Origin of the sequence: Streptomyces anandii JCM 4720, assembly GCF_014650655.1 — a bacterium.
GTDB classification, from domain to species: Bacteria; Actinomycetota; Actinomycetes; order Streptomycetales; family Streptomycetaceae; genus Streptomyces; species Streptomyces anandii.
The window spans coordinates 282,592-296,975 of the sequence record NZ_BMVJ01000002.1; the positions used below are offsets into that span (position 1 = coordinate 282,592).

Annotated in this window: 14 protein-coding genes; 9 read left to right on the forward strand and 5 right to left on the reverse strand. The window is 71.5% G+C overall.

What is annotated here, in order from left to right:
• A partial coding sequence (locus tag IE249_RS04515) for a class I SAM-dependent methyltransferase (RefSeq protein ID WP_229857499.1) occupies window positions 1-1,025 on the reverse strand: 1,025 nt, incomplete at its 3' end.
• A 128-nt stretch (window positions 1,026-1,153) separates the two neighbouring features.
• Here IE249_RS04515 and IE249_RS04520 point away from each other — a divergent pair.
• The 4 genes from IE249_RS04520 to groL all read left to right on the forward strand — a co-directional run bounded on the left by IE249_RS04520 (window position 1,154) and on the right by groL (window position 5,947).
• A complete protein-coding gene (locus IE249_RS04520; protein ID WP_189703439.1) occupies window positions 1,154-2,119 on the forward strand; it encodes a polysaccharide deacetylase family protein in 966 nt (321 codons plus the stop codon).
• A 119-nt stretch (window positions 2,120-2,238) separates the two neighbouring features.
• A complete protein-coding gene (locus IE249_RS04525) occupies window positions 2,239-3,084 on the forward strand; it encodes a polysaccharide deacetylase family protein (RefSeq protein WP_189703440.1) in 846 nt (281 codons plus the stop codon).
• Between the two features lie 810 nt (window positions 3,085-3,894).
• Window positions 3,895-4,203 (forward strand): co-chaperone GroES, encoded by a 309-nt coding sequence (groES, locus tag IE249_RS04530; RefSeq protein ID WP_009190181.1) that lies wholly within the window; start codon window positions 3,895-3,897, stop codon window positions 4,201-4,203.
• Window positions 4,204-4,321: 118 nt separating this feature from the next.
• Window positions 4,322-5,947 carry a chaperonin GroEL gene (gene groL, locus IE249_RS04535; RefSeq protein ID WP_189703441.1) on the forward strand — a complete coding sequence of 542 codons (1,626 nt, stop codon included), beginning with the start codon at window positions 4,322-4,324 and terminating at the stop codon, window positions 5,945-5,947.
• A gap of 210 nt (window positions 5,948-6,157) precedes the next feature.
• Here the strand turns inward: groL and IE249_RS04540 are convergent, their stop codons facing one another.
• The 3 genes from IE249_RS04540 to IE249_RS04550 form a co-directional block, all read right to left on the reverse strand.
• Entirely contained in the window at window positions 6,158-6,865 is a 708-nt protein-coding gene (locus tag IE249_RS04540; RefSeq protein WP_189703442.1) for an ester cyclase, read from the reverse strand.
• 80 nt (window positions 6,866-6,945) lie between these two features.
• Entirely contained in the window at window positions 6,946-7,719 is a 774-nt protein-coding gene (locus tag IE249_RS04545; RefSeq protein WP_189703443.1) for an SDR family NAD(P)-dependent oxidoreductase, read from the reverse strand.
• A 157-nt stretch (window positions 7,720-7,876) separates the two neighbouring features.
• A complete protein-coding gene (locus IE249_RS04550) occupies window positions 7,877-8,557 on the reverse strand; it encodes an MOSC domain-containing protein (protein ID WP_189703444.1) in 681 nt (226 codons plus the stop codon).
• 90 nt (window positions 8,558-8,647) lie between these two features.
• Here IE249_RS04550 and IE249_RS04555 point away from each other — a divergent pair, with 90 nt between their 5' ends.
• Window positions 8,648-9,544 (forward strand): LysR family transcriptional regulator, encoded by an 897-nt coding sequence (locus IE249_RS04555; RefSeq protein ID WP_189703445.1) that lies wholly within the window; start codon window positions 8,648-8,650, stop codon window positions 9,542-9,544.
• A 132-nt stretch (window positions 9,545-9,676) separates the two neighbouring features.
• Here the strand turns inward: IE249_RS04555 and IE249_RS04560 are convergent, their stop codons facing one another.
• The gene (locus IE249_RS04560) at window positions 9,677-10,009 is read right to left on the reverse strand and encodes a WhiB family transcriptional regulator (protein ID WP_189703446.1); all 333 of its coding nucleotides are present in this window, start codon (window positions 10,007-10,009) and stop codon (window positions 9,677-9,679) included.
• A 381-nt stretch (window positions 10,010-10,390) separates the two neighbouring features.
• On the opposite strand from IE249_RS04560, the gene IE249_RS04565 reads away from it, so the two are divergent.
• The 4 genes from IE249_RS04565 to IE249_RS36145 all read left to right on the forward strand — a co-directional run.
• A complete protein-coding gene (locus IE249_RS04565; RefSeq protein WP_003948568.1) occupies window positions 10,391-11,002 on the forward strand; it encodes a response regulator transcription factor in 612 nt (203 codons plus the stop codon).
• 732 nt (window positions 11,003-11,734) lie between these two features.
• Window positions 11,735-12,322 carry a sigma-70 family RNA polymerase sigma factor gene (locus tag IE249_RS04570; RefSeq protein ID WP_189703447.1) on the forward strand — a complete coding sequence of 196 codons (588 nt, stop codon included), beginning with the start codon at window positions 11,735-11,737 and terminating at the stop codon, window positions 12,320-12,322.
• Between the two features lie 174 nt (window positions 12,323-12,496).
• Window positions 12,497-13,999: an IMP dehydrogenase gene (guaB, locus tag IE249_RS04575; protein WP_189703448.1), complete on the forward strand. Its 1,503-nt coding sequence runs from the start codon at window positions 12,497-12,499 to the stop codon at window positions 13,997-13,999.
• A 118-nt stretch (window positions 14,000-14,117) separates the two neighbouring features.
• Window positions 14,118-14,384 (forward strand): IMP dehydrogenase (locus IE249_RS36145; RefSeq protein WP_229857508.1); only part of this gene is annotated, 267 nt, incomplete at its 3' end.

Genomic DNA, 14,384 nt, shown 5'->3' on the forward strand with positions numbered 1-14,384 from the left:
ACCTCGCGCTCCCGGAGCAGGGCCTTCAACTTCTTGACGTTGAAGGGGAGTTGATCGGTGATCTCGTAGGCGGTGGCGTACGGGGTGGGGCGCAGTCCGTCGGCGGTGACATAGGCGATGGTCCCGTCGATCAGCCCGCCGTCGAGGTCGGCGGCGACCTCGGCGACCAGGTGGGCGCGGATGACGGCGCCGTCCGGCTCGTAGAGGTAGCGGCCGGGCGGGCGGACCCCGGGGTCGGGCAGGCCGCGGCCGCGCAGGGTGCGCGGGCCGGGGAGCAGAGTGGCGCGCACCAGCCCCGGCTCGGTGCCGAACCACAGCACCGCCTCCTTCACGTCCCCGCCGTCGGAGATCCACTCGGCCTCGGCCTGGGGTGGGACCGCCTCGTGCGGGACGCCGGGCGCGATCTTCAGGGCGGCGTGCGGGGCGCGCAGGGCCGCCTCCACGGCCCAGGACAGCGGCGGTGAGTAGGCCTCCGGGTCGAAGATCCGGCCGCGGCCGCCCCGCCGCGCCGGGTCGACGAACACCGCGTCGTACGCGGAGGTGTCCACCTCCGTGACGTCCGCCTCCCGCACCTCGATCAGGTCGCCGAGCCCGAGCGCCTCTGCGTTCGCGCGGGCGGCCGCCGCCGTCAGCGGGTCGCGGTCGACCGCGAGGACGCGGATGCCCGCGCGGGCGAGGGCGATCGCGTCGCCGCCGATCCCGCAGCACAGGTCGGCCAGGCGGGTCACGCCCAGCGCGCGCAGCCGCTCCGCGCGGTACGCGGCCACGCTCGCCCGGGTCGACTGCTCCACCCCGTTGGGCGTGAAGAACATCCGCCGCGCGTCCGCGTCCCCGAACTTGGCGGCGGCCCGCTGCCGCAGCCGGGCCTGGCCGAGCGCGGCCGACACCAGTTCCGCGGGGTGCTCGCGGCGCAGCCGGGTGGCGACGGCGAGCTCGTCGGCGGGATCGGTGCCGCGCACCTCGTCCAGGAGGGCGCGGCCTTCGGGGGTGAGCAGCGAGGCGAAGGCGTGCGGGGGGTTGGTCACCAGGTCATTGTCTTCCGGGAGGTCCGGACGGCCGTACAAGGGGGCGGTTGGGCCGGTCGGTGGATGGTGCGGCCGTGGCCGCGGTGTCGTCCCGGTTTCCGCGCGGGGGCCTGCGAGGATCCGGCGCCATGGGAGTAGTAGTACAAAATGACAAAAAGTCCGCGAAATCCGCGAAGTGTGCGTACCGGAAGTCCGGTGTCCGTGCCGGACTCGCCGTCCTGGCCGGGCTCGCCGTGGCCGCCCTCGCCGCCGGCTGCTCGCAGCCCGAGCGGCGCACCGACGCACCGGCCCCGCCGGCCCAGGGCCAGCAGCGCCTCCAGGCGCCCCCGGCCCGCGCCCTCGACTCCTACGCCACCCGGCTGCGCGCCTTCGCCGAGGCCCGGGCCGCGGCCGCCAAGCGCTGGGGGCTGGAGCAGGTCCCGCTGACACCCCCGCCGCCGCCCGCCGTCAAGCCGAGGATCACCGCGCGCGCGGGCTTCGAGGTGAACCACCAGGACGACTGGAACCTGCCCCCGGTCTTCACCACGGTCCCCACCAAGGACAAGGTCGTCTTCCTCACCATCGACGACGGCGCGGACAAGGATCCCGCCTTCCTGCGCATGATGAGCGACCTGAAGATCCCCTACACGGCCTTCCTCAGCAACTACCTGATCAAGGACGACTACGGTTACTTCCGCAAGATGCAGGCCAAGGGCGTCACCCTGAACAATCACACCCTGCACCACCCCTACCTGCCGGGCCTGTCCTACGACGAGCAGCGGCGCGAGATCTGCGGGATGCAGGACATCATGCGCAAGCAGTTCGGCAAGCGCCCCACGGTCATGCGCTTCCCCTATGGCAACTACAACCAGGACAGCCTGGTCGCCGCCAAGTCCTGCGGCATCAAGTACGCGCCGATCTGGAACGAGGAGGTCTACGTCGACCACTGGGAGTTCCGCGAGGACGACAAGCGCATGCGCAGGGGCGACATCGTCCTCACCCACTTCCGGGGCCGCGACGAGTGGAACGGCACGATGGTCGACGACATGCGCCGCTTCCTGGACTACGTCACGGCCAAGGGCTTCGCGGTGGCCCGGCTGGAGGACTACCTGTGACACCACGACGGCCCGTCGCGGGCCGGTGGCGGTCGCGGCCGGGCCGGTGGCGGTCCAGCCCGGGTCCGTGGTCCAGCCCCGGTCCGTGGTCCCGCTCGGGTGCGTGGTCCCGCCGCGGCGTGCGGCGCGCGGTCGTGGGGCTGGCCGCCGGGGCGGTTCTGCTCGTGACGGTGCCGGTGAGCGGCTGCGCGCCCTCCGTCGACCCGATCGAGCGGCTGGGGCGCAAGGCGGCACAGGGGGTGCGGTCGCAGCGGCCGGCCACCGAACAGCCGTACCGGCGCTGGGGACTCGACGCCCCGCTGCCCGCGCCCCCGCACCCACCGGCGCGCCCTCTCGGCCTCACCGCGGAGACGGGCCCGGAGACCGGCCCGCGCTCCCTGCCCCCGGTCGTGGACCACGTCCGTACCTCCGACCCGGTCGTCTTCCTCACCTACGACGACGGTGCCGAACGCGATCCGGGGTTCGCCGACATGGTCCGCGAACTGCGGCTCCCGGTCAGCCTGTTCCTCACGGACGGTGTCGTGGGCCCCGGATACGGCCACTTCGCGCGCCTGCGGTCGGTCGGCGCCGGCCTGGAGAACCACACCCTCGACCACTCCGCGCTGCGCGGCCTGCCCTACGCCGGCCAGCGTGCCGAGATCTGCGGCCAGCGCGACAAGCTGCACGCCCGCTTCGGCGTCCGTTCCCGCCTCTTCCGGCCGCCGTACGGGACGTACGACCGTACGACCCTGCGCGCCGCCGCCGGCTGCGGGGTCTCGGCCGTGGTCCTGTGGCGCGCGTCGATGGACGACACCGGCCTCCGCTTCACCCACGGACACCACGGGCTACGGCCCGGCGACATCCTCCTGGTCGCCTCGGACGACGACGACCTGGACGGTCCCGGCCTGCGCGAACGCACGACCCGGCTGCTGCGCCGGGTCCAGGAGCGCGGTCTGACGGTGGGCCGGCTGGAGGACTACCTCTGATGTGTCCGGGGCCAGGACCGCCGCCGACGCTCGCGAGGCGTCCACCAGCCGGTCGGCGGGGGAGGTCGCGGGCGCGCGGGAGCGGTCGCGGGCGTCGTGCCAGACGCCGACCGCCGCGCTCGCGACCAGCACGGCGACGGCCAGCTGCACGGCGCCGGTGAGCCGGTTCCCGCCGCGCACCAGCAGCACCCCGGCCACGGCCGCGGCGAGCGCGAAGCCGACGTAGCAGAACACCGGTACCCAGTCGACCGCCGGCGCCCCCTCCGCCGTGCCGCCGGGCAGATCCATCCGCCCGAGCCCGCGCAGCGCCAGCACGATGAGCACCAGCATCGCGGCCGTCACATCCGCCACCAGGACCAGCACGAAGACACAGCCACTGGTGAGAACGCCGTCCGGGGCGATGGAGCGAGGTCGCATGACATTACGGTCGTACGAAACCCGCCACGGGGGAAGAGGGCGTGGGGCCCTCGCCACCGCGCTCATGGCTGGGCTCGGCCGCGCCCCGGCCGGGCTCGGCCCGCCCCTGGAGGGCTCGGCCCCGCCCCTGGAGGGGGCCGGTCGCCCCGCGGAAGAGGGCCGGTCGCGCCCCGAGAAGGGCGGCCTGGGCCTGCCCCGGGGCCGACGCGCCGGGAGGTAATTGGCACTCCGCTTGACCGAGTGCTAACGACGGTCATAGTCTCGGCTCTGGCACTCCCCCCTGGAGAGTGCCAACAAAGCGACGGGCAGGTCCGGCACCCGCGACGACGGATCGACCTGGTCGCCACCTCAGACAGTTAACCCCGTGAGATCTCCGAAGGGGGAGGTCGGATCGTGACGACCGCCAGCTCCAAGGTTGCCATCAAGCCGCTCGAGGACCGCATCGTGGTCCAGCCGCTCGACGCCGAGCAGACCACGGCCTCGGGCCTGGTCATCCCGGACACCGCCAAGGAGAAGCCCCAGGAGGGCGTCGTCCTGGCCGTGGGCCCGGGCCGCTTCGAGGACGGCAACCGCCTTCCGCTCGACGTCAAGGTCGGCGACGTCGTGCTCTACAGCAAGTACGGCGGCACCGAGGTGAAGTACAACAACGAGGAGTACCTCGTCCTCTCGGCCCGCGACGTGCTCGCGATCATCGAGAAGTAAGTCACCTCAGCATTCTGCTGTGAGCTGCGCCCCTGGCCCCCGCGACCGATAAGAAGCCGGGCGCCCGGGGGCGCAGTTCTTTTTTCACCCGAGATTTCGAAAGAGGGCTCCCGCTGCCATGGCGAAGATCCTGAAGTTCGACGAGGACGCCCGTCGCGCCCTCGAGCGCGGCGTCAACAAGCTTGCCGACACGGTCAAGGTGACGATCGGCCCCAAGGGCCGCAACGTCGTCATCGACAAGAAGTTCGGCGCGCCCACCATCACCAACGACGGTGTCACGATCGCCCGCGAGGTCGAGATCGAGGACCCGTACGAGAACCTCGGCGCCCAGCTGGTGAAGGAGGTGGCGACCAAGACCAACGACATCGCGGGTGACGGCACCACCACCGCCACCGTGCTCGCCCAGGCGCTGGTGCGCGAGGGCCTGAAGAACGTCGCCGCCGGCGCCTCCCCGGCCGCCCTGAAGAAGGGCATCGACGCCGCGGTCAAGGCCGTCTCCGACGACCTGCACGCCTCGGCCCGCCCGATCGACGAGAAGTCCGACATCGCCGCCGTGGCCGCGCTGTCCGCGCAGGACCAGCAGGTCGGCGAGCTCATCGCCGAGGCGATGGACAAGGTCGGCAAGGACGGCGTCATCACCGTCGAGGAGTCCAACACCTTCGGTCTGGAGCTGGACTTCACCGAGGGCATGGCCTTCGACAAGGGCTACCTGTCGCCGTACTTCGTCACGGACCAGGAGCGCATGGAGGCCGTCCTCGACGACCCGTACATCCTGATCCACCAGGGCAAGATCTCCGCGATCGCGGACCTGCTCCCGCTGCTCGAGAAGATCATCCAGGCGAACTCCTCGAAGCCGCTGCTGATCATCGCCGAGGACGTCGAGGGCGAGGCCCTGTCCACGCTGGTCGTGAACAAGATCCGCGGCACCTTCAACGCCACCGCCGTGAAGGCCCCCGGCTTCGGCGACCGCCGCAAGGCGATGCTGCAGGACATGGCGGTCCTCACCGGCGCCACCGTCATCTCCGAGGAGGTCGGCCTCAAGCTCGACCAGGCCGGTCTTGACGTCCTCGGCTCCGCCCGCCGCGTCACCGTCACCAAGGACGACACCACGATCGTCGACGGCGCCGGCAAGAAGGAGGACGTGGAGGGCCGCGTCTCCCAGATCAAGGCCGAGATCGAGAACACCGACTCCGACTGGGACCGCGAGAAGCTCCAGGAGCGCCTCGCGAAGCTGGCCGGCGGCGTGTGCGTGATCAAGGTCGGCGCCGCCACCGAGGTGGAGCTGAAGGAGAAGAAGCACCGTCTGGAGGACGCCATCTCCGCGACCCGCGCCGCGGTCGAGGAGGGCATCGTCTCCGGTGGTGGCTCCGCCCTGGTCCACGCCGCCAAGGTCCTGGACGGCAACCTCGGCAAGTCCGGCGACGAGGCCACCGGTGTCGCGGTCGTCCGCAACGCCGTCGTCGAGCCGCTGCGCTGGATCGCGGAGAACGCGGGCCTGGAGGGCTACGTCATCGTCTCCAAGGTCAAGGAGCTCGAGAAGGGCAACGGCTACAACGCCGCCACCGGCGAATACGGCGACCTGGTCAAGGCCGGCGTCATCGACCCGGTGAAGGTCACCCGCTCGGCCCTGGAGAACGCCGCCTCCATCGCCTCCCTCCTGCTCACGACCGAGACCCTGGTCGTCGAGAAGAAGGAAGAGGAAGAGCCGGCCGCAGCAGGCCACAGCCACGGCCACGCCCACTGAGCCTGAGCTTCGCTCGAACTGACGGTGCCCAGTCCCCTGCGGGGGGCTGGGCACCGTGCGTCCGACTCGTGTACCGGTGCAACCGGGGCACCCGTGGGCGCGACGGTCCACACGGTCGGGGAGGGCAGGGGTCGGCTCCGGACTGCGGTCGTGCCCGCAAGTTTTCGTGATCGACGCGTCGGCACGAGGGGTTGTGGTGGTGAGCGGCCGCTAGCTCTCCAACTCGTCCAGTGCTCCCAGTTGTTGCATCAGACCCAGTTGGTCGTGCTGCCACCAGGTTTCGGCGATCTTGCCGTTGCCGGCGAAGCGGAAGAGGGTCAGGCCGGTCATGGTGACCCGCTTGCCGGTGGGGGCGATGCCCAGGAAGTCGCCCTTGTGGGTGGCGGTCCAGGTCCAGCGGGCGCAGGCGCGGTCGCCCTGGGCGAGTACGTCCTCGACCGTGATGGAGAAGTCGAAGGCGGCCCGCCACATGCGGTACTCGCTGCGCACGCTGTCCAGCCCGATGGTGTCCTGCGGGTTCATCGGGTCGTGGCTGTGGACGTCCTCGTCCAGCAGGTCGTTGAGCGGCGACAGTTCGCCCGGCGCCGCGAGCGCCTCGAAGAAGCGGTGCACCGTGATCTCGGTGAGCAGTTCGTCCCGTACGACGTCGAGGTCCGTGAACGTCGGCGCCCCGTCGCACAGCGCGACCATGTCCTGGAAGATCCGGTCGGTCTCCGGGAGCTTGGAGTTCCGTACCGCCTCCTCGTACGACGGGAACTCCACCACCTCGACGATGTGCGACGCATCCGAGCGGTCCTTGCCGACCAGCGCGTGGGTCGCCGTCCGTCTCCCGCTGGTCTGCTCGACCCAGTCGTCGATGAGCCGGTTCATCTCGTCCAGCCGGCTCGTCCTGCACTCGATGAGCTGTACGAAGGTCATGACGCCGCCTCCGGCCCCCCTGGTCCGGTTCCGTCCCCGCCATTTTCCCACCGGGACGGCCGCGTCACCCGTTCGCCCGGCTACTGCGGACCGTACTTGCGGCCCGTCCTGGAGGTCACGCCGCCCAGCAGCCCGCGCGGGGTCACCTTCACCAGGCCCATCAGCGCCTTGTAGCGCGGGTCGGGAATGGACAGCGTCTTGCCGCGGGCCAGGTCGGCCAGCGCCGCCGACACCAGCTTGTCGGCGTCCAGCCACATCCAGTTGGGGATGTTGTCCGTGCCCATCCCGGCCCGCTGGTGGAACTCGGTGCGCACGAAGCCGGGGCAGAGCGCCATCAGCCGTACGCCGCTGCCCGCCAGGTCGCGCGCCGCGCCCTGGGTGAACTGCACGACCCACGCCTTCGACGCGCCGTACGTCCCGCGCGGGACGAAGGCCGCCACCGACGCCACGTTGACGACCCCGCCCCGGCCGCGCTCGCGCATCGCGGCGGTCGCCGCCGACGTCAGCCGCAGCACGGCCTCGACGTGCACCTTGACCATCTTCAGCTCGTCGGCCATCGATACGTCGAGATAGCGGCCCTTGTTGCCGAAGCCGGCGTTGTTGATCAGCAGGTCGACGGGGTTCCTGCGGTCGCCCAGCCGGTCGGCGACCGCCTCGATCCCCTCGTCCGTGGCCAGATCGGCGGTCAGCACCTCCGCCTCGATGCCGTGCCGGTCGTGCAGCTCGGTCGCCTGGTCCCGCAGGCGCTTGGTGTCCCGTGCCACCAGCACGAGGTTGTGCCCGTCCGCCGCCAGCCGCCGTGCGAACGCGGCGCCGATGCCCGCGGTCGATCCCGTAATCAGAGCCGTTGTCATGGCGAAAGATTAGTGGCCGGGAAAGGGTGACTCCGATCAGCGCGCGATGCGGGGAGAGGGCGGGGACGCACCGGGTCGGTGGCGGGCCGTGTGCCTCGCCGGTGGCGGGTCGGCGCGGCCTGTGCGCCGGCCTGTGCCCCGGCCCGCCCACGGCACGTCAGGTCGCGTACGTCTCCGTGTACTCCCGCGCCGCGGCCAGCGTCTTCGGGGGCAGCGCCGCGCCCGCCGCGAGCAGTCGCGGCAGCAGGGAACGCTCGGTGGTGACGGCACGGAACTGCAGGGCGACCGTCACCTCGTGGTCCGGGCGGTGCACGATCTCCACCGGGTCGCCGGGGCGGATCTCACCGGCTTGCAGGACCCGCAGATACGCTCCCGGCGCGCCCCGGCGCGTGAACCGCTTCACCCACCCCTGCTCACCCAGATGGCCCTGGAACGTACGGCACGGAATCCGCCCGGAGGCGACCTCCAGCAGCACCGGGGAGCCGGACGGTGAGCCGATGCGCCAGCGCTCGCCGATCAGCGCGCCGGATATGTCGACGCCCTCGGTGGTGAGGTTCTCGCCGAAGGAGCCGTTGCGCAGGGTGCGGCCCAGTTCGCGCTCCCACTCGTCGAGGTCCTCGCGCGCCATCGCGTAGACCGCCTGGTGGTCGCCGCCGTGGTGCCGCAGGTCGCACACCGAGTCCCCGGCGAGCCCGCTGGCGCCGACGCCCTTCGGCCCCGGCGACGTCACTCGCACCGGTCCGTCCACCGGCCGCTTGTCGATGCCGGTCACGCCCTCCGGCTGATCGGTGTACGGCACGGGCCGGGCCTGGCCCACGTTCACTGACAGAAGCTTCATGAGCGCACGGTAGGGGAGCGGTCCTCAAAGTGTCGACGTGTTTTTCCGCTGGCCGGCCAAGGAAGCCTTATGGTCGCTTATGCTCGAAGGGTGATAGAGGCCCGTCATCTCCGTGTGCTGCGAGCCGTGGCCGCCACCGGCTCCTTCTCCGCCGCGGCCCGCGAGCTGGGCTGCACCCAGCCCGCCGTCAGCCAGCAGATGAAGGCGCTGGAGGGTTCCGTCGGCACCCCGCTGCTGGTGCGCGCGGGACGTGAGATGCGGCTGACCCAGGCGGGCGAGGCTCTCGTCCGGCACGCGGGCGGCATCCTCGCCGGGCTCACCGCGGCCGAGGAGGAGGTCGCCGCCATCGCCGGGCTGCGCGCCGGCCGGGTCCGGCTCGTCTCCTTCCCGAGCGGCAGCTCCACGCTCGTGCCCACCGCCCTCGCCGCGCTGCGCGCCGCGCACCCCGGCACCCGCGTGTCCCTGGAGGAGGCCGAGCCGCCGAAGTCCGTCGAGCTGCTGCGCGAGGGCGACTGCGACGTGGCGCTCGCCTTCCGCTACGAGGGCGCCGCGGGCGCGGAGGAGTGGGACGACCTCGTCGTACGGCCGCTGCTGACCGACCGGCTCGTGGGTCTCGTGCCCGAGCGGCACCGGCTGGCCCGCGCGGAGTCCGTCGCCATCGGCGAACTCGCGGGCGAGCCGTGGATCGCGGGCTGCCCGCGCTGCCGGGGCCAGCTCGTCCAGGCCTGCGAGAGCGCGGGCTTCACGCCTCGTATCGACTTCGCGACCGACGACTACCCGGCGGTGGTGGGCCTGGTGGGGGCGGGACTCGGGGTCGCCGTCCTGCCCCAGCTCGCGGTCGAGTCCGTACGGCCCCGGGGCGCGCGCACGGTCGCGCTGGAGCCGGCGGTGCGCCGGGAGATCGTCGCGCTCACCCTGCCCGACCTGGCCCAGGTGCCGGCCGTCGCGGCCACGCTGGACGAGCTGGAGCGCGCCGCTACGCGCTGAGGACCGCAGTGGCAGAGGGCCGGCGGAGTGTGCGGTCCGAGGGTGCGGCCCGCCGCAGCGGAAGGGCACGCGTACGGCTGCGCGTGCCCTGAGTGGTCGGATTGGCTGAGCGGTAAGTGAAGAAACGTTCCTTCAATTGTTCGAGGCGGAGTCCCCGCTGGACGACGAAGCCGCCGACACCAGCCGGTTCCGTGCCCGCCCCATGAGCTCCTCGCGCTCGTCCTCGGTCAGGCCGCCCCACACCCCGTACGGTTCGCGCACCGCCAAGGCGTGCGCCGCGCACTCCGCACGGACCGGGCACCTCATGCAGACCTCCTTGGCCGAGTTCTCTCGAGCGCTCCGAGCCGCCCCGCGCTCGCCCTCGGGATGGAAGAAGAGCGAGCTGTCCACGCCGCGGCAGGCAGCCAGCAGCTGCCAGTCCCACAGATCCGCGTTCGGTCCGGGAAGGCGGGAGAAATCTGCCATTACGTGACCCCTTGTAGCCGTTCGTGGCGGATACGGTGCCAACGACCGTACATCTCCGATCTAAGGAGATGAAAATATGACTCATTGCGAATCTAGCCCTAGACACCTGGAAACGGGAAGAAAAGGGGCTGAATGGGGCATAGCTTGTGATGAAAAGTTGAGGGTATGACGTCTGTGTCTGCGGTGTATCCGCTCCCTCACGTAGAGTGCCGAAGATGGCACACAGCCCCGTAACTCTTTCGGGTGACCGTCGTTGAGAGTGCGGAGGCGGTTGAAAACACAAGTGCTCGGGCAGGCGTCCGAGACGGTCGACCGCACAGGTGACGATTTCGTACCAGCCTGGAGGCTCAAGGTGACGCGCATCAGCTGCGGAGGGCGGCCATGACATCCGTCCTCGTCTGCGACGACTCCCCGCTTGCCCGAGAGGCGCTCCGCCGCGCGGTCGCGACCGTGCCCGGCGTCGAGCGCGTGACGACGGCGGCCAACGGCGAGGAAGTCCTCCGCCGCTGGGGCGCCGACCGCTCCGACCTCATCCTCATGGACGTGCGCATGCCCGGCCTGGGCGGGGTCGAGACGGTCCGGCGGCTGCTGTCCGCCGACCCCGGCGCCCGCATCATCATGCTCACCGTCGCCGAGGACCTCGACGGCGTGGCGCTCGCCGTGGCCGCGGGTGCGCGTGGGTATCTGCACAAGGACGCCTCCCGCGCGGAGCTGCGCGCCACGGTGACGCAGGCCCTCGCCGACCCGACCTGGCGGCTCGCCCCGCGGCGGCTGCGCTCGGCCGAGATGGGTGCGGCGCCCACGCTCACCGCGCGCGAGATCCAGGTCCTGGAGGGCATGAGCCACGGCCGCTCCAACGCGGAGATCGGCCGCGAGCTGTTCCTCTCCGAGGACACCGTCAAAACGCACGCGCGCCGGCTGTTCAAGAAGCTCGGCGCGTCCGACCGCGCGCACGCCGTGGCCCTCGGCTTCCGGTGGGGCCTGGTCCGCTAGCGCGTGTGCCTGTCCGGAGCCCGGGTTCCCGGCTGAAACCCGCGTCCGGCGCGCAGGCGCACCGGTGCAACCGGACCACCTCCCGGCGGCGGGGAAACGGTCGGCCCGGACCGGCGGAAACGTGACGGCACCCCCACGTACGGCCTCGGACGTGGGGGAGCGGCCCGCCGTCACCGCCGGCACCGTTGGGCTGCGGTCGCGCGGAGCGCCTGGACGGCGGTCACCGGAGCCGCCGGAGGGCGGCCCACGGGAGGCCCTGACGGGAGCGTCACCGCAAGCCCCGGAGGGCGTGGCGCCGGAGGCCACGAAGCGCGGGGCGGTGCCTCCGAAGACCACGAAGTGCGGATCAGCGGTGCCTGCGATCAAGAAGGACTGGTTGCCGGAGCCCCCGCAGTGCGGGTCGTCGAAGCCCCCGCAGGGCGGGTCGTCGGGCCTGCTGTACGGGCGGGGTGGTTGCGCCTGGTGGCTTGGTGTCCGTGGGGTCGGGGCGGGGTGCCGGTGGTGGCCGGTAGCGCACCGTGGGGGCCTGGGGCAATGCGGCCCACCGGGCGGCCGCTGCTCGTTTCGCGGCGGATGCCGCATCCTTGAGGTGTGGAGTTCCTCGGGGACGAGTCGGTCGAGCGGAAGGGGAGGGCGCAAGGGATGAGTTCCGGCGCACCTGCTCATAACGCTTCGGTGCACAACCACGATGGCGGTGCCACGGATCGGACGACGCCAAGGCACCATGGACCGATGCGTGACGACGAGGCGGCACTTGCCCATGGGGCCATCGGTGCGCTCGTCCACCGCGCGGTCGACGGAGACGAGCAGGCCACGCACGATCTGCTCGCCCGCGTCCACCCCCTCGCCCTGCGCTACTGCCGCACCCGGCTGTCCCGCCTGCCCGGTGACGCGCGCCACTTCGTCGAGGACCTCGCCCAGGAGGTCTGCGTCGCCGTACTGCTCGCCCTGCCGCGCTACAAGGACACCGGCCGCCCCTTCGAGGCCTTCGTCTTCGCCATCGCCGCCCACAAGGTCGCCGACCTGCAGCGCGCGGCCATGCGGCACCCCGGCTCGACGGCCGTGCCCTCCGACGAGATGCCCGAGCGGCCCGACGACTCCCTCGGCCCCGAGGAACGCGCCCTGCTCAGCAGCGACGCCGAGTGGGCCAAGAAACTGCTGGCCAACCTGCCCGAGAACCAGCGGGAGCTGCTGCTCCTGCGCATCGCCGTGGGCTTGACGGCGGAGGAAACGGGACAGATGTTGGGAATGTCACCGGGAGCGGTCCGGGTGGCCCAGCACCGCGCGCTCAGCAGACTGCGCGCCCTCGCCGAGCAGTAGCCGCGCCGCCGCCCCCGGGCACCGTCCGTAGCCGGCCGCTCCGTTGAACGGGCCGGGCACCGGTCTCGTACGAACATATGAAGCCCGGGGTCGCCGTCCACCGTGGAATGAGACACCTCCGCTTCCCGTTAGCATGGACATCCGCACCGATCAAGGCCATATGGAGAAGGTGTCATGACTGCCTACGTCGACGGAGTGCCCGAGAAATTCGCGACACTCGGGCTGACCTACGACGACGTGCTGCTGCTGCCGGGCGCATCCGAAGTGCTCCCGGGCGCGGTCGACACCTCGTCCCTGATCTCCCGCAACGTCCGGGTCAACATCCCGCTGCTCTCGGCGGCGATGGACAAGGTGACCGAGTCCCGCATGGCGATCGCGATGGCCAGGCTGGGCGGCGTGGGCGTGCTGCACCGCAATCTGTCGGTCGAGGACCAGGTCAACCAGGTCGACCTGGTCAAGCGGTCCGAGTCCGGCATGGTCACCGACCCGATCACGGTGCACCCGGAGGCCACGCTCGCCGAGGCGGACGCCCTGTGCGCGAAGTTCCGCATCAGCGGTGTCCCCGTCACCGACCCGGCCGGCAAGCTGCTGGGCATCGTCACCAACCGCGACATGGCCTTCGAGCCCGACCGCTCCCGTCGGGTCAGCGAAGTCATGACCCCCATGCCGCTGGTCACCGGCACGGTCGGCATCTCCCGCGCGGACGCCATGGCACTGCTGCGCCGCCACAAGATCGAGAAGCTGCCGCTGGTCGACGACGCGGGCGTCCTCAAGGGCCTGATCACCGTCAAGGACTTCGTCAAGGCGGAGCAGTACCCGAACGCGGCCAAGGACGCCGAGGGGCGCCTGCTCGTCGGCGCCGCGGTGGGCGCGAGCCCCGAGGCCCTCGAGCGCGCCCAGGCGCTCGCCGAGGCCGGGGTGGACTTCCTGGTCGTCGACACCTCGCACGGCCACAACAGCAACGCCCTGAGCTGGATGGCGAAGATCAAGTCGAGCGTCTCCGTCGACGTGATCGGCGGCAACGTCGCCACCCGCGACGGCGCGCAGGCCCTCATCGACGCCGGTGTGGACGGCATCAAGGTGGGCGTGGGCCCCGGTTCGATCTGCACCACGCGCGTGGTCGCCGGCATCGGCGTTCCGCAGGTCACCGCCATCTACGAGGCGTCCCTCGCGGCCCGCCCGGCCGGCATCCCGCTGATCGGCGACGGCGGCCTGCAGTACTCCGGCGACATCGGCAAGGCACTGGCCGCCGGCGCGGACACCGTCATGCTGGGCAGCCTGCTCGCGGGCTGCGAGGAGTCGCCCGGTGAGCTGCTGTTCATCAACGGCAAGCAGTTCAAGTCGTACCGCGGCATGGGCTCGCTCGGCGCCATGCAGTCGCGCGGCCAGGCGAAGTCGTACTCGAAGGACCGCTACTTCCAGGCCGAGGTCGCCTCCGACGACAAGCTCGTGCCCGAGGGCGTCGAGGGCCAGGTGCCCTACCGCGGCCCGCTGTCGGCCGTGCTGCACCAGCTCGTCGGCGGTCTGCGCCAGACCATGGGCTACGTGGGCGCGGCCACCATCGCGGAGATGGAGTCCAAGGGCCGCTTCGTCCGCATCACCTCGGCGGGCCTGAAGGAGAGCCACCCGCACGACATCCAGATGACGGTCGAGGCGCCGAACTACAGCAGCAAGTGACGCACGCGCGCGCGTAGACCACGTTCGAGGGCGGTCCCGGGAGCCTCCGGGGCCGCCCTCGCCATGGGTGTCGGCGATACTGGAAGACGCTGAAACGCATCAGGGAAAGGCCACAGACGTGACTGAGATCGAGATCGGGCGCGGCAAGCGCGGCCGCCGGGCGTACGCCTTCGACGACATCGCGGTCGTCCCCAGCCGCCGTACGCGGGACCCGAAGGAGGTCTCGATCGCCTGGCAGATCGACGCCTACCGATTCGAGCTGCCCTTCCTGGCCGCCCCCATGGACTCCGTGGTCTCCCCGGCCACCGCCATCCGCATCGGCGAGCTCGGCGGCCTCGGCGTGCTCAACCTCGAGGGCCTGTGGACGCGGTACGAGGACCCGCAG

Excerpts from the sequence above, each read along its gene's own strand:
- IE249_RS04520 (WP_189703439.1), top strand. The coding sequence starts at position 1,154 with ATGGGAGTAGTAGTACAAAATGACAAAAAGTCCGCGAAATCCGCGAAG.
- groL (WP_189703441.1), top strand. The coding sequence starts at position 4,322 with ATGGCGAAGATCCTGAAGTTCGACGAGGACGCCCGTCGCGCCCTCGAG.
- IE249_RS04540 (WP_189703442.1), bottom strand. The coding sequence starts at position 6,865 with ATGACCTTCGTACAGCTCATCGAGTGCAGGACGAGCCGGCTGGACGAG.
- IE249_RS04545 (WP_189703443.1), bottom strand. The coding sequence starts at position 7,719 with ATGACAACGGCTCTGATTACGGGATCGACCGCGGGCATCGGCGCCGCG.
- IE249_RS04550 (WP_189703444.1), bottom strand. The coding sequence starts at position 8,557 with ATGAAGCTTCTGTCAGTGAACGTGGGCCAGGCCCGGCCCGTGCCGTAC.
- IE249_RS04560 (WP_189703446.1), bottom strand. The coding sequence starts at position 10,009 with ATGGCAGATTTCTCCCGCCTTCCCGGACCGAACGCGGATCTGTGGGAC.
- IE249_RS04565 (WP_003948568.1), top strand. The coding sequence starts at position 10,391 with ATGACATCCGTCCTCGTCTGCGACGACTCCCCGCTTGCCCGAGAGGCG.
- IE249_RS04570 (WP_189703447.1), top strand. The coding sequence starts at position 11,735 with ATGCGTGACGACGAGGCGGCACTTGCCCATGGGGCCATCGGTGCGCTC.
- guaB (WP_189703448.1), top strand. The coding sequence starts at position 12,497 with ATGACTGCCTACGTCGACGGAGTGCCCGAGAAATTCGCGACACTCGGG.